A 14,041-nucleotide genomic window follows, 5' to 3' on the forward strand; every position below is an offset into this window, starting at 1 on the left:
CCCCTACGAATGTACAAATGTATGACTGTATGACTTTTACAAACCAGGGTTTACTATGACTAAGGCATCATCACCAACATCTAGAGGCGTTAACCGACGCGGGGAAACGGATTGGCGACTTTTCCGGAGATTGGTTCCTTACGCGCTGACTAAAAAACGCCTACTGATCACAGCGATTATTTTACTCATTCCCGTATCCATTCTAGGTGCGATTCAACCCTTAATTATTGGGCAAGCGGTTTCCTTGATTCGTCAAGAAGAAGCCTGGTGGTTTCTGGATAATCGTTCTTTATCCGAAGGCATCAATATCCTGGCGACTCTGTTATTACTGAGTATCATTATCCGATTATCCTGTAGCATTTTTCAGAAATTCCTGGAAGAAAAATTAGGTCAGCAAATTACCGCCGGGATTCGCAATGATTTATTTGACCATATTACCTCCCTGGCGGTGCGATTTTTTGACCGAACTCCGGTGGGAAAACTGATTACCCGGATCACCAGTGATGTGGAAGCATTAGGATTAGTCTTTTCCAGTGGTGCCATTGGCATTCTCAATGACATTTTCTCAATGCTGGTTATTGCCATTTTCATGTTTTCCCTACAATGGCAACTGGCGCTAATTCTGATATTAATGTTATTTCCAGTTACCGGGTTAATTGTCTACTTCCAGCGGCAATATCGGAAAGCGAATTATACAGCCAGAGAAGAACTCTCCACACTCAACTCAATGTTGCAAGAAAATATCGCTGGGATTAATATTGTCCAACTATTTCGCCGGGAACAAGTGAATGCTGAGATGTTTCGGGCGGTGAACCAGCGCTATGTCGCGGAAGTTGATAAAACCATTTTTCACGATTCTGCTGTATCTGCCACATTAGAGTGGATTTCTTTGGTTGCGATCGCGGCGGTATTATGGTTAGGAGGCTGGTTAATTCTGCGAGATAATCTCAGTTTTGGTGTCTTATCTGCTTTTATTCTTTACGCCCAGCGTTTATTTAATCCTTTGCGTCAGTTTGCGGACAAGTTTACCATGTTCCAAGCTGGATTCACGGCACTTGAACGGGTGAGTGATATTATGCATGAGCCGATTGAAATTCGTGATCCAGAGTTATCTCATGCGGCGTTAATTTCAGAACAGCAGAGGACAAATGGTAAGAGAGAAATAGCGGCGCATCGAGGTGAAATCCGCTTTGAACACGTCTGGTTTGCTTATAAAGATGATGACTATGTTCTCAAAGATTTAAATTTTACCATTCGCCCCGGAGAAAAAGTGGCGTTAGTTGGTCCCACAGGTGCGGGAAAGAGTTCGATTATTCGTTTGCTGTGTCGCCTCTATGAAGCCACAAAGGGACGCATTTTAGTGGATGGGATTGATATTCGGGATTTGCCCCAAGCTGAATTACGGCGTCAGATGGCGGTTATTTTGCAAGAGGGGTTTTTGTTTGCTGGCGATGTTAAAAGTAATATTACCTTGGGCGAAGACTACTCGATTGAAGAAGTGAAAGCGGCGGCGGAAGCCACAAATGTGGCTCAATTTATCGAAGAACTTCCGCAAGGTTACGATACTCAACTTCGGGAGAGGGGAACGAACCTTTCTGGGGGTCAAAAGCAGTTATTAGCATTTGCCCGGGCGGCGATTCGTGATCCACAAATTCTGGTGTTAGATGAAGCGACGGCGAGTTTAGATGTGGGAACCGAAGCGTTAATTCAACAAGCCCTTGATCATTTATTGGAAAAACGCACGGCAATTATTATCGCCCACCGTCTCTCAACGATTCGCAATGTAGACCGAATTTTGGTGCTTAAGCGGGGTGAGTTGGTGGAATCCGGTTCTCATGAACACCTGTTGCAACAGAATGGTTTGTATGCGGCTTTGTATAAGTTGCAGATGTTGGGAAGTTAGGAGATTCGTCATTTGTCATTTGTCATTCGTCATTCGTCTCAAATCGAAACGACAAGAGGGCGGGTTTTGTTGATAAGTTATCGGTATACCCATCAATTAAACGGCTAAACCCGCCCCTACAATAAGATATAACTTTTACCTCCTGCCTTCTACCAGTTTCTTGCCCATGGCTATCGCTGATAAACCAAATTGTTTGCCTAGATTCGTTTGATTTGCCCAAGTTTTGGTAAATTGATTCCGTTTATTTTTCTTGTTCATATTGACAAGGATAACTAAGTATGTATAAAACCCTAAAAAGAATCGGTGCGATCGTGTCGATTACCCTCCTCACTTTCGCCCTAGGATGTTCTCCATCAGAACAAAATCCTGAGACGATTGAAAGCCGCGATCGCACGTCTGGGGAAACGACTGAATCTCCTGCAACCAAGCCCATTTCAGCACCAACACATTCTCTCGGTGAAGTCATTTCCATTAACAAAAACAATCTCAATCTCCAATTTACTGTTAACAGCACCAGGTTGCATCCCGGAAAAGGCGTGATTCAACCCAATAAAGGAAATCAGTGGGTGGTAGTCGATACAACAATTGTTAATCAAGGACAACAACCACAAACCTTTTCCGTGGTTTCCTTTGAAGTGATTGATGGCAACAATAATACTTATGAAGTGGCGCTTTTAGCCAGTGCATTGGAGGATATTGAGACACCGACAGGTGAAATTAGTCCCGGCGATCAACGACAGGGACAGCTTGTGTTTGAAGTTCCCGAAGATACAACCAATTTGAAACTGTTATTTCAGCCGAATCCGATTGAGTGTGAAGAAAAATCAACAGCAGCCAAGGGGTTAGATTGTCAACCCATTGTTGTTAAACTATAACCAATCACCCATCACCAATCAACCCTATGGAAACTGCCAATCCCATATTCCGCCATCAAATCTCTGCTGATGTAATTGCCTTAGACAAACAGGGACGAGTTATTCTAGTTGCTGATGTCAGAGGTAGCCGTGTGGTTAAGCTTACCCTCTCTCAATTTACCTCCTACCTAAAAGCCACGCAAACCGTGGCTCCGTTCGCGATGCTAGTTGACCCGGAAACGATTCAAATTGTTCAATGGGATGGCGTCAATTGGTCAGAGGCGATCTGTTCCCTAAAGACGACGGATGTGGTAAAACCATATATCAGAGACTTTGATAGTTATAAGCGTGACTATCAGCATCAACAGATAACTGGAGGTTACTTAGAAATATTGCTTTTAGCATGGCTGGACGACTTAGCCTTCCACTGGAAGTTAGAAACACCGCCAGCATCAGAAGAATTAGCAGCGATTGGTTTATTAGAACGACTAGACGAGGGTAGCACCAAACGTGAGGTAGAAATTTCAGGTGATACTATACTTAGAGACGAACTTTCTCATGAGTATTTGTACTGGGCGTGATTTATTAGCGACTACATTACTGCAAAATACGCCATCATCGGTGCAGCTAGTCATGCCAAGTATTTGTTTAATGGAATCTTTATCAGCGTTAGAAAAGGAGCAAAAATACCGCCGACGTTTTGAAAATGAACTAAATTTACAAATTAGTCAGTTACGGCGAGATGTCACCTCATCTCATGCGAGGTCGATGTTGGCGCTTTTAATGGAGTCTAGAACTGAAAATGAGCAGCTACTTGCAGAGATTAAAATGCGTCTGTATCAAGCGATTAACCAGATATCTGGAAAAGCTGAACTCATTGCTTTAACGCCGTCCATGATCCAAGATAGTTTAACTATTTCTTTAATTGATCAAGATTATACAGATAATCTAATTCTTCACTGTATTCTACATCAGGCTCGGTTATACCCGACGGAAACTCAAGCATTTTTGAGTAGTAATGAACGGGACTTTGGTACACCCGAAGTTCAAGCCGCATTGGGAAATGTTGGGATTACAAATTATTTTAGTAGCACTCAAGTATTGCTTAATTGGCTACAGTCCCAGCAATCTGAATAAGCAACAGAAATGATCAAAGTATTGGCTAGTTCTAACATAAGGCGTCTAGGGTTCGCTGCAATCCTCGCCTTCTTGTGTGCGATCGCGTTCTCCTCCTACAACCTGGTTAAATCCCCCAGCCAAGCTGTATCCACGTCACAGTTGGTAGTAAGTGTTCTCAGTGACCCCAAAACCTTTAACTACGCCCTCAGCAGTGAATCCCCGAATGTTTTTGGCTATATCTATGAAGGATTAGTCAGTGAAAATGGGTTAACGGGAACGGTTGAACCTGCACTCGCGGAAAGCTGGCAAGTTGCTCAGGATCAGCGACGAATTACGTTTACGTTACGTCAAGAGTTAAAATGGTCGGATGGTCAACCGTTGACGGTTGATGATGTCGTTTTTACCTATAATAATATTTACTTTAATCCGGAAATTCCTACAATTATTCGAGATAGCTTGACTTTAAACGATCAGGGTGAATTGCCAACGGTACGGAAACTGAATCAACGCCAAGTCGAATTCAGCGTTCCCCAACCCTTTGCCCCCTTGCTGCGATCGGCGACACTGGCTATTTTACCCCGTCATAGTTTGCGGAATTCTATTACTAAAACTGACGCCACAGGAAAACCCAAATTTCTCACCACTTGGGGAACCGATACCGAACCCAATCAAATTATTGGCAATGGTGCCTATCGCTTAACTCACTATTCGACCAGTGAACGAGTCATATTTGAACGTAATCCGTACTACTGGCGTGACTCGATGCCTTATATTGAAGAGATTGTCTGGCAAATTGTCGAATCTACCGATACCTCATTAATCCAATTTCGTTCCGGTTCCTTGGATGTGGTGGGAATTTCGCCCGACTATTTTTCCTTACTCAAACGGGAAGAAGAACGGGGAAATTTTACCATCTATCAGGGAGGATCTGCGCCAGGGACATCTTTTATTGCGTTTAATCTGAATCAAGGGCGGCGCAATGGTAAATCCTTAGTTGATCCGATTAAATCTCGCTGGTTTAATACGGTGGATTTTCGACAAGCGGTAGCTTATGCGATTGATCGGCAAAAAATCAATAACAATATTTTTCGCGGCTTGGGTGAATTGCAAAATTCACCGATTTCTGTACAAAGTCCTTACTATTTATCGCCTGAAGCAGGATTGAAGGTGTATCAATATAATCGCGATCGCGCCAAGGAACTCCTCTTAAATGCCGGATTTTCCTACAATGATCAGGGTCAATTGCAGGATGGGGAGGGGAACCGCGTCCGCTTTACCCTAATGACAAATGCAGGGAATAAAATCCGGGAAGCGATCGGGGCGCAAATTAAACAGGATTTGAGTCAAATTGGCATCCAAGTTGATTTCACTCCCATGGCGTTTAATACGCTATTGGATAAGCTAAATAACACGATTGATTGGGAATGTTATCTGTTGGGATTTACCGGGGGAATTGAACCCCATGATGGGGCAAATGTTTGGTTACCCAATGGTTCCTCCCATCGCTTCAACCAACCCGCCAAACCCGGTCAACCGCCGATTGAGGGACGGACAATTAGTGATTGGGAAGCAGAAATTGGGCGTCTGTATCTAGAGGGGGTGCAGGAGTTAGATGAAGCCAAGCGCAAAGCGATTTATGCCGAGACGCAACAGATTACTCAAGCGTATCTGCCGTTTATTTATTTAGTCAACCCCTTATCCATGGCGGCGGTACGCGATCGCGTCCAAGAGGTCAAATTTTCCGCCTTAGGGGGAGTATTCTGGAATATTTATGAACTCAAACTTGCAGCGGAGGACACTTAGTTCGTTTGTAGTTGCGCTTTAGCGCCATCAACGCTTGCATCAAACCCTTCAATCAAAAGGTTGATTTGTCGGGGTGGGTTTTACTCTTAGCTGCGGCGAAATCTTACCAAGTGAATAAACCTGCCCTGACCCTAAGTACAATTTTGGCTCAATGCAGCGCTTCTTTATGTTAATTTAATCAATGGCAAATCAAGTAGAGACTTGGGACGAAGTGAGATATAATAAATTCAACCATCATCCCGTTACTGACAAATAGAGCAATCATGTGCATTCCCTAGAAATCAAGGCTCAACTCAAATCCCTAATGAAAGAGGCATCATCAATAGAACCCTGTTTAGCAAAACGGTTAGACGAGATCAACCGCTGGGTGAAAGACATCAAGCCAGGTTCGCTTACTGCCAAAAAATTTGTCATGGCGTTTTTGTTAGAGGTGATTCGAGATGCTGACGTTTGGCTTAAGCTTAAAGGCTTATCCTCTCCAGAATTGCAGGACTCTGCTTTTGAGAAAATGACGCCCACGGAACAATATTGGTATGGTTATCTTTTTCCCCAATGGCTAAATAGCAGTGATCCAAAGTTTTACATTTGGAAACAAAAGTTGATGTCAAGTGAGTTCAGTCCAACAGACGATGATATTCTTAAATCTATAGTTCAGACAATTGAGAGTCGAGGGGGTACAGTTTGGCGATGCTATATCGCTGATTTTTCTATGGCAACAGATCTGATTGTTAGTTTTCGTCAAAGAAAACCACTTTGCCTTCAGGTGACGACTGTGAGTAATAACCATTCTCAAAAAAAATATAAAAATTGGCAGGATACGCTGCAAATGTGGGTAATTGATAGAGGACTTTTCCTAAGTTACAACCCTGGAAAGCCCGATTTTTTGGAGCAGTTAGTAACAATAACACTTCATAACAGTGACTTTCTTCCCCTGGGACGTTATCTCCAATTTCCCTAACGGGGCAGATTGGTTCTGACGACCGAATTTTTTTAGCACAAACGGAATTTTCTATCTAACTTATGGTCACCAAACAACAAAATTACAGCCATGATGAATTAGGCGCGTTTTCGGAAGCGCTGGAAAAATCCCGGAAAATGCAGCAGGATTGGCTGACTCATGGACTTGATTTTGTGAATTTGTATATTGAGGATATCGAGGGAGATTGGTTAGACAGGTGGGACGATGATGAAACAACAGGAGAGAATTCTGTCACCTTAGCATCAGATCAGACATTTATTGATACCTCAATTGTCGAATTTATCGGTGCTTTTTTGGCAAGTGATTATCCCGCTGCAGTTTGGGCGCGAGAAAGTGATCATCCCTTAGCGATGCGAGTGCAGCAGCAAATGGAAACTGAGGGATTAGCTCAAATTATTGCCCAGTTGGAAGGCTGTTTGAGTATTGCTGATGAATCAGATAGGCTGCATGAAGCGACCATGATTTTGGCAGGTGGGGTTACGGTTGGAGAGATGACTCGCGATTCGGGTGATGAGGAAGATGAGTTTAAGTTATTTGATTTAGCCGAAAGTTTGTTGGAGAAATTAGCGGAACTTAAGGAAAGAGAATGGAGGATTATGGAAAATTGAGGTGAATGGATGTGCTTTCAGCCAAGAAAAGGGCGCACCGACGTGCGCCCCTACGAATAATGGGTTGCCATTGGTGCAATATCTGAGTTTGGGTCGCTATAATTTATAATCAAAAGTTGCTGACTCCTCCAGGAAAATTGATATGAATCCAGAAACTCTATTATCCAGAATTTCTATCGATCCCAATATTTGCCATGGTAAGCCCTGTATTCGAGGTCATCGCATTTGGGTTTCTCTAATTCTTGACTATTTAGCGAGTGGGATGACTGTCGAGGAGATTCTTGATGGATATCCGAGTATCGAACGGGATGACATATTTGCTTGTATTTATTATGGATTTGAATGAATTAATAAAAGAGTTAAATTTTAATGGTTATATACCGTTGATTTTCAGGGAATAAATTATACTAAAATCTCTGAGATTGCGAATGAACTAGATCAGCAATAAAAAACTTAGTCAATTGGCAAAAAATTGAATTTATATGGCAAAAGAATTTGGCACTAATAAAAATAAAAAACACAAAAAACGTAAAATAGAGCCTCCTTCTTTCTTAACTGAGGTATTGGGGGCAATTGGACAAAGCCCGGATGATTTAGAAATAGTATATTCACTGCTACAAGCTAACTCACATAAACTGAATGATGATTTTTTACAGCAGTTTTGCAAGTGGGCAGATACTACCCTACGGAAAGATGAGTCTAAAACCGCACGATTTATCTCGTTAAAAATTATCTACTTTAACACATTGCTGATGCAATTTCCACTAGGCAATAGGGCTATCAATTTAGAGATTGCCATAAAAGGTTATGAAATTGTTTCTGAAATGTTTAGTCAGGCAATAAAGTTTGAGGAAAAGCTACTTTGGTCAGAACTTCTAAATAATTTGAGTTTGGCTTACACGAACCGGATACGTGGAAATAGAGTTGAGAACTTAGAAAAAGCTATTTTAGTTGGTAAACAAGCATTGACAATAGATACCCGAAAAAAAATCCCTCAACTCTGGGCAGGAATTCACAATAATTTAGGAGGGGCTTACAGCAACCGAGTTTTGGGACAAAAAGCTGATAACTTGGAAGAGGCAATCCGACACTTTCAAGCAGCTTTAGACGTCTGCAGCCGTGAGAAAATACCCTCAGAATGGGCAAAGCTGCAACATAATTTTGGAGATACCTATCTTCATAGAATTCGGGGAAATCGCGCAGAAAACTTGGAAGTAGCCATTGAGTATATCGAAGCCGCACTGGAAATCTATACTAAGGAGATGTTTCCTAAAGAGTGGGCAAATGCTCAAAACACGTTGGCAGTTACCTATCAGGAACGAATTCGCGGAGATCGATCGGAAAATCTGGAAAAAGCGATCGCCTACTGTCAAGCCGCCTTGCAAATTCATACCCGTGAAGCGTTTCCCCAGAAATGGGTGCAGACACAAATGAATCTGGCTAATGTTTACCGTGATCGGATTCGGGGGAATCTGGCAGAAAATCTGGAAATAGCTATTGCTGCATACAAATCTGCCTTACAAGTCGCCACTAAAGAGGAATTTCCTAGAGAATGGGCTACGATTCAAAACAATCTAGGTATGGTTTACTCGAAGCGGACATACGATGCCGAACATCAGGAACGAGCGATCGCCGCTTATGAAGCTACTTTACAAGTTTACAGCCAAGAGACGTTTCCCAAAGAATGGGCAATGGCTCAAAAAAATTTGGGACTTGTCTACAGTGAACGAATTCGCGGTAATCGGACAGAAAACTTAGAGAAAGCAATGACAGCTTACCAAGCTGCTTCTCAAGTCTTTAGCCGCGATGCTTTTCCCGACTATTGGGCTAAAAACCAAAATAATCTAGCTATTGCCTATACAAATCTAGGGAAAATTGAGGAAGCGATCGCTTGTTGTCGGTTAGCTTTAGAAGTTTTTACACCAATCACATTTCCGGCGGAGTGCTTCATAGCTGCACGCCAATTCGGTGAGATTGCGGCAAAGGCAAAGCGTTGGGCAGAATCTATAGAGGGATACGGTATTGCCATTGAAGCTGTAGAAACCAGTCGCAGTTGGGCAACGTCTGAATCTCGCCGTCAAGAGATTTCGGCAGAAGCCTTTCATATATATCACAATATGGTGCAAGTTTGTATTAATGCTGGACAATTAGAAAAAGCCCTGGAAACCGTCGAGCGATCGCGGGCTAAACGTTTGGTCGATTTAATGGCAAGTAATGACCTTTACCAGAGTGATGAAATTGCCCCAGATGTCAAGGAATTGTTGCAAAAGTTTGATAATTTGCAACAGCGCATTGACCAAGAACGAATACAGAATAAATCCAGTAATAATCGAGAACTGATGGGGATAGAAAGCCATCCTAGAAACCGCGCTGCATTCCAAGCCGAAAACGACGCGATCGCATCCTTAGAAGCTGACAAACTGCACGTCTGGGAACAACTGAGACGCCTTGACCCCGTACTAGCTGGAGAAATTAAAGTTGATGCGCCTAACTTTGCTCAGATACAACAACTTGTTGACGAACCGACTACTGCCATTCTGAGTTTCTATACAACGACTAACGACCTACATTTATTCATTCTACGACAAAATAAACTGACGCTACACACTTGTCCCGGTCAAGGAATTAATACCCTGCAACGTTTTATTTCTCAGAACTGGTTACAGCCTTATATTGAGGATAAGTTGAACTGGAAAAGCCATATCAACACATTTCTCAACGAACTCTCTCAACACCTGCAACTGACTGAACTGATTACCAACCATTTAAACGGTATTAACGAACTGATTATTATTCCTCACTTATTGCTGCATCAAATTCCCTTGGCAGCTTTACCGATTCCGAACTCCTCTCCAGCCTCAAAGAATGGTGCAAGTCGAGACTATTTCGGAGATAAATTCCTCCTCCGTTATACCCCCAGTTGCCAAATCTTAAAATTTTGCCACCAACGCCGCGATCAGGATGTAGAGACATTATCTGCAACCCAATATGGCACGGTTGAAGATGCCACAGATGATCTACCTTTTGCCAGTTTTGAAGGCGAACAAATCGCCCGGTTACATAATATTCCCGATAACCTACGATTAAAGGGGAAGACTCAAGCCACGGTTAAAAACTATCGCCACCTAGTTCATCAAGTCCAAGTGATTCACTCCAGTCACCATGCCGAATTTCGCCTGGATAATCCATTGGAATCGGTACTTAAATTAGCGGATGGTCATATTACATTGGGGCAATTAATGACACCAGGATGGCGTTTACCTGATTTATTCGATGTCTTTCTCTCCTGCTGCGAGACGGGATTAGGGTTGCCAGAAATTACCGATGATAGTCTCACTCTCTCGACTGGATTTTTATGTGCCGGGGCGAGAAGTGTGGTTAGCAGCCTTTGGTCAGTGGCTGATTTAGCTACCGCTTTATTCTCTATTTTTTACTATCAACAGCGACAACAGGGAAAAAATCGCCCGGAAGCGCTGCGACAGGCTCAAATCAAATTAAGAGAACTCCAGAAAGACGAACTGCTAAATCGAGAGGATATCAAAGAATTCTGCCAACAAGCTGAAGCTAAACGGAAAGAGGCAAGGCGTAAGCGCAATCAATGCCAACCCGATTCAACAGACTATTTAAAATGGGAAAGCGACTATCGTAAATACCATACAATCATTCAGCCAATTCAGACTATAAAAAAATCTCCAGATGAATATCCCTTCTCACAACCGCGATTCTGGGCGGCATTTACCTGCCAAGGCTTACGCTGAATTGGTCAGTCCGTGTAGATGAGAAATTAGTGACTGGGACGCTAAATTGGGGGTTTATATCTGGAGAGGAGTAATTTTCCCTAAGTTATAAGCGCCGATCCAGTACATCACAACCTTAAGGACACGATACTATCGTGTCCCTACCCAATCTAATTATCTCTGGGTTATGGTAGGGGCATGGCATTGCCATGCCCTCTCCTCGTCAATCTAACCCTAGCCAAAATCACCCTAAATCTGGTGACATTTGCCCTCTTAGCGATGCAAATAAATAATCTTTGCCATTTCCCGATCCAACGCCGCCCGCGTTCTGCCCACCTTAATAATATAAGAAGGAAACCGCTGCTCCAACAGAATCGGCATTCCGGGACTAATCCCCATCGCCATCAACTTCTGCAACGTCATCTCATCCTTCGTCTTCAACGCAGCAACGGTGCCGCTATTTCCCCGTTTAACCGATGCTAGTGCAATCATTTAAATCGTCACTCCTAATATATTTAACAAACCATTGACCAGATATCCCACAAAAAAGGCAAAGGGGAAAATAAACGCCACAATCGCCCAAGTTACTTTCGCCCCGCGCTCTTTTAACATCACTTGCAGTTGGGCAATACAAGGTAAAAACAGGGTCAATACAATCGCTGTCACCACCAACTGATTTCCTGTAAAAATTCCCTCTTGCTGCATATCAAATAACCCAGCTGCGCCGTAATCCCGCCGGAAGAAGCCATATAAAAAGATGGGCGCTGCTTCTCTGGGCAATCCTAACCCTAAAGCAATCGGCTCAATCCCCTGAATAATCAAGCCAAATAACCCGGTCAAACGCCCAAACCAAATAATCACTGATGCCCAAATAAATAGAGGCAGAATTTCCAAGAAATACCACTTCATTCTGAGATAGGTTTTCACCAGAATGTTTTGCAGTTTGGGAAAGCGCAAAGGCGGAATTTCCATGTAAAAACTAGCCGGGTTTCCCGGAAGCAGTCGGGCGCTGACAAAGCCCGTAATCATGAAAATCGCTCCAATTACTCCACCCCAAATTAACAACGCGGCAGGTTTTTGGGCTAACAATCCCACAATCACCCCCCACTGTGCTGCACAGGGAATGGCTAAGGAGAGTAAAAATGTGGCAATCAGTCGTTCCCGTGTCGTTTCCAGGGTGCGGGTGACTAAGGTTGCCATGGTGTCACATCCCAATCCCAACACAATTGGAATCACCGATCGCCCCGATAACCCGATCGCTTTAAACAGGTTATCCAGCATCAAGGATAATCGCGGCAGATAGCCACTGTCTTCCAGGAAGGAAAACATTAAAAAGAAGGTGGCAACCACAGGTAAGACAATCGCCACCGCATAGCGAATCCCTAGGGTAATAATCCCGTAGTCGTGGGCGATTAAATCCTGTAAGGGTTGCCAGGGCAAAATTACCGCTACCGTTTGGTTGACAACGGGATTAATATATGTCTCAAAAAAGGTTTCAATGGCATCCACCATCGTCCCCGCGCCGAATTCGCCGACAAATTTGTAAACCCCGTAATAGAGAATCACTAGCAAAATCGGAAATCCTGTCCACGGATTCACCGTGAGTTGGTGCAGTCGTTCTGCTAACGGGGTTTTGCCTTGACTGGATTCGCTGAGGGCAGTTTGTTCGATCGCCCACGCCCGTTGCTGACGCGCCTTAGCAATAACTGCGATTAACGGTTCATCCAACTGACTCTCAGCATCTGCGATCGCGGCTTTGATTTCCGCTTCTGTCTCCTGAATCTGAAGTTGTTGCCAAAGTGCCGGATCTTTTTGCAACAAGAGTAGGGCAATACTACGCCGAGACAGGGGATAATCCTGGGATAGCGACAATCGTGATAACAATGACTCCAGTTTCGCGATCGCCCCCTCAATAGGTTCCGGATAAGCAAGCTGACTTAACATAATCATTCACCTTATACTTCAAGTCTCGTAAACCCACATTCAGTGCCGCTGCCATGGTGACAACCGGAATCCCTAATTCCATTTCCAGATGATCCCGGTGAATCTGAATCCCCAGGTGTTCGGCTTCATCGATCATGTTGAGGGCTAACAGCACAGGCAAACCCGCTTCAATAAGCTGAAACGTCAACGGAAGCATCCGCCCTAAGTTTTTGGCATCGACGACATGAATCACCAAGTCTACGGATTCACTGAGTAATAAATCCCGCGACACTCTTTCCTCTTCGGTAATCGGGAGTAGGGAATACATTCCTGGTGTATCCACCACCGCAAACAAGCGATCCCCAACCGTCATCTGACCCCTGGAGACTTCCACCGTTGTACCTGGATAATTGGACACGGTGACATAGGTTCCCGTCAGGGCATTAAACAGAACGCTTTTACCCACATTGGGCATCCCCACCAACGCGACTTGGGGAATCGATTCAGTTTTCAGCAGTGATGGTTGTGGTGATTTGCTCCACCATTTCCAGCCAGCCCCTCTTTTGGGCTTACTGTGGCAGGTGTTCTGACATTTGTGACATTCCATATCGTCTCGACTCCAATGATGGGAAGCGAATTTGGCAACTTGTTAAAAGTAATTCTCATTAAGTTTAGTCAATAATGACCTAAATTTCTGTATCAGGTCTACCTTTTATAAAAGCTTAATATTTGGGTGAAGAGGAACCTCTCTTCGCTGAGATTCATTGATCGAAGCTTGACGCGAAGCCTTCTTCCTTGTCCTGATCAAAGTTTAAACCTATTATCTCAGTCTGACAAGATAAATAAAAGCTGAAACAGATTCTCTTTAGTGTTCCAGGGATTGGCGGTAACGTAGCGCTGGTTAGGCACGAAATATATAGTAATTTACCGAAATATTTTTTAATAAATGTTGAGAATAAGTCACTTGAAGTTGAAGTCGGGTGGGCAAGAATCATCAACCTGGAAATGCTCAGGTTATCGAGAGAGTGTTATTGCCCACCTCAATCTTCTGTATGCCGTCACCCTTTCACCTCATCACCCCCTCTTTTGTGAACTGATGGGTACTTGCAGCCAAA

12 protein-coding genes are annotated in these 14,041 nt (G+C 43.5%); 9 read left to right on the forward strand and 3 right to left on the reverse strand.

The genetic code is table 11. The annotated features are described in order from the left end of the window. Positions 1–55: 55 nt before the first annotated feature. The 9 genes from RIG66_RS31615 to RIG66_RS31655 all read left to right on the forward strand — a co-directional run bounded on the left by RIG66_RS31615 (position 56) and on the right by RIG66_RS31655 (position 11,024). Positions 56–1,903, forward strand: a complete 1,848-nt coding sequence (locus RIG66_RS31615) for an ABC transporter ATP-binding protein (protein ID WP_446383763.1) — start codon at positions 56–58, stop codon at positions 1,901–1,903. A 278-nt stretch (positions 1,904–2,181) separates the two neighbouring features. Beyond that, positions 2,182–2,778: a DUF4352 domain-containing protein gene (locus RIG66_RS31620; RefSeq protein ID WP_446383765.1), complete on the forward strand. Its 597-nt coding sequence runs from the start codon at positions 2,182–2,184 to the stop codon at positions 2,776–2,778. 26 nt (positions 2,779–2,804) lie between these two features. Further along, on the forward strand, positions 2,805–3,338 hold the full coding sequence (locus RIG66_RS31625; protein ID WP_446383767.1) for a hypothetical protein: 534 nt from the start codon (positions 2,805–2,807) through the stop codon (positions 3,336–3,338). Then, positions 3,316–3,894 carry a PIN domain-containing protein gene (locus tag RIG66_RS31630; protein ID WP_446383769.1) on the forward strand — a complete coding sequence of 193 codons (579 nt, stop codon included), beginning with the start codon at positions 3,316–3,318 and terminating at the stop codon, positions 3,892–3,894. The genes RIG66_RS31625 and RIG66_RS31630 overlap by 23 nt, the downstream gene beginning before the upstream one ends. Before the next feature lie 9 nt (positions 3,895–3,903). Continuing rightward, on the forward strand, positions 3,904–5,679 hold the full coding sequence (locus tag RIG66_RS31635; protein WP_446383772.1) for an ABC transporter substrate-binding protein: 1,776 nt from the start codon (positions 3,904–3,906) through the stop codon (positions 5,677–5,679). Positions 5,680–5,944: 265 nt separating this feature from the next. Further along, complete coding sequence (locus RIG66_RS31640; protein ID WP_446383774.1) at positions 5,945–6,637, forward strand: hypothetical protein; 693 nt, start codon at positions 5,945–5,947, stop codon at positions 6,635–6,637. Positions 6,638–6,699: 62 nt separating this feature from the next. Continuing rightward, positions 6,700–7,266: a hypothetical protein gene (locus RIG66_RS31645; RefSeq protein ID WP_446383776.1), complete on the forward strand. Its 567-nt coding sequence runs from the start codon at positions 6,700–6,702 to the stop codon at positions 7,264–7,266. A 142-nt stretch (positions 7,267–7,408) separates the two neighbouring features. Then, complete coding sequence (locus tag RIG66_RS31650; protein WP_446350613.1) at positions 7,409–7,612, forward strand: DUF433 domain-containing protein; 204 nt, start codon at positions 7,409–7,411, stop codon at positions 7,610–7,612. Between the two features lie 136 nt (positions 7,613–7,748). After that, entirely contained in the window at positions 7,749–11,024 is a 3,276-nt protein-coding gene (locus RIG66_RS31655; RefSeq protein ID WP_446383778.1) for a CHAT domain-containing protein, read from the forward strand. Positions 11,025–11,276: 252 nt separating this feature from the next. Here RIG66_RS31655 and RIG66_RS31660 read toward each other — a convergent pair whose 3' ends face one another. Genes RIG66_RS31660 through RIG66_RS31670 form a run of 3 tightly spaced genes read right to left on the reverse strand, consistent with a single transcriptional unit; the run spans position 11,277 to position 13,533 of the window. Then, positions 11,277–11,495 (reverse strand): FeoA family protein, encoded by a 219-nt coding sequence (locus tag RIG66_RS31660; RefSeq protein ID WP_044208130.1) that lies wholly within the window; start codon positions 11,493–11,495, stop codon positions 11,277–11,279. Then, on the reverse strand, positions 11,496–12,947 hold the full coding sequence (locus RIG66_RS31665; protein ID WP_446383780.1) for a nucleoside recognition domain-containing protein: 1,452 nt from the start codon (positions 12,945–12,947) through the stop codon (positions 11,496–11,498). It abuts the gene before it with no gap. Next, on the reverse strand, positions 12,913–13,533 hold the full coding sequence (locus RIG66_RS31670) for a FeoB small GTPase domain-containing protein (RefSeq protein ID WP_446383782.1): 621 nt from the start codon (positions 13,531–13,533) through the stop codon (positions 12,913–12,915). The genes RIG66_RS31665 and RIG66_RS31670 overlap by 35 nt, the downstream gene beginning before the upstream one ends. Positions 13,534–14,041: the final 508 nt, after the last annotated feature.

Source organism: Coleofasciculus sp. E2-BRE-01 (genome assembly GCF_040221695.1).
GTDB lineage: Bacteria > Cyanobacteriota > Cyanobacteriia > Cyanobacteriales > Coleofasciculaceae > Coleofasciculus.

What these genes read in the sequence shown, in the direction of transcription:
- RIG66_RS31670 (WP_446383782.1), bottom strand. Translation starts at nt 13,533, where the DNA reads ATGGAATGTCACAAATGTCAGAACACCTGCCACAGTAAGCCCAAAAGA.
- RIG66_RS31630 (WP_446383769.1), top strand. Translation starts at nt 3,316, where the DNA reads ATGAGTATTTGTACTGGGCGTGATTTATTAGCGACTACATTACTGCAA.
- RIG66_RS31655 (WP_446383778.1), top strand. Translation starts at nt 7,749, where the DNA reads ATGGCAAAAGAATTTGGCACTAATAAAAATAAAAAACACAAAAAACGT.
- RIG66_RS31625 (WP_446383767.1), top strand. Translation starts at nt 2,805, where the DNA reads ATGGAAACTGCCAATCCCATATTCCGCCATCAAATCTCTGCTGATGTA.
- RIG66_RS31660 (WP_044208130.1), bottom strand. Translation starts at nt 11,495, where the DNA reads ATGATTGCACTAGCATCGGTTAAACGGGGAAATAGCGGCACCGTTGCT.
- RIG66_RS31650 (WP_446350613.1), top strand. Translation starts at nt 7,409, where the DNA reads ATGAATCCAGAAACTCTATTATCCAGAATTTCTATCGATCCCAATATT.
- RIG66_RS31665 (WP_446383780.1), bottom strand. Translation starts at nt 12,947, where the DNA reads ATGTTAAGTCAGCTTGCTTATCCGGAACCTATTGAGGGGGCGATCGCG.
- RIG66_RS31645 (WP_446383776.1), top strand. Translation starts at nt 6,700, where the DNA reads ATGGTCACCAAACAACAAAATTACAGCCATGATGAATTAGGCGCGTTT.
- RIG66_RS31620 (WP_446383765.1), top strand. Translation starts at nt 2,182, where the DNA reads ATGTATAAAACCCTAAAAAGAATCGGTGCGATCGTGTCGATTACCCTC.
- RIG66_RS31615 (WP_446383763.1), top strand. Translation starts at nt 56, where the DNA reads ATGACTAAGGCATCATCACCAACATCTAGAGGCGTTAACCGACGCGGG.
- RIG66_RS31635 (WP_446383772.1), top strand. Translation starts at nt 3,904, where the DNA reads ATGATCAAAGTATTGGCTAGTTCTAACATAAGGCGTCTAGGGTTCGCT.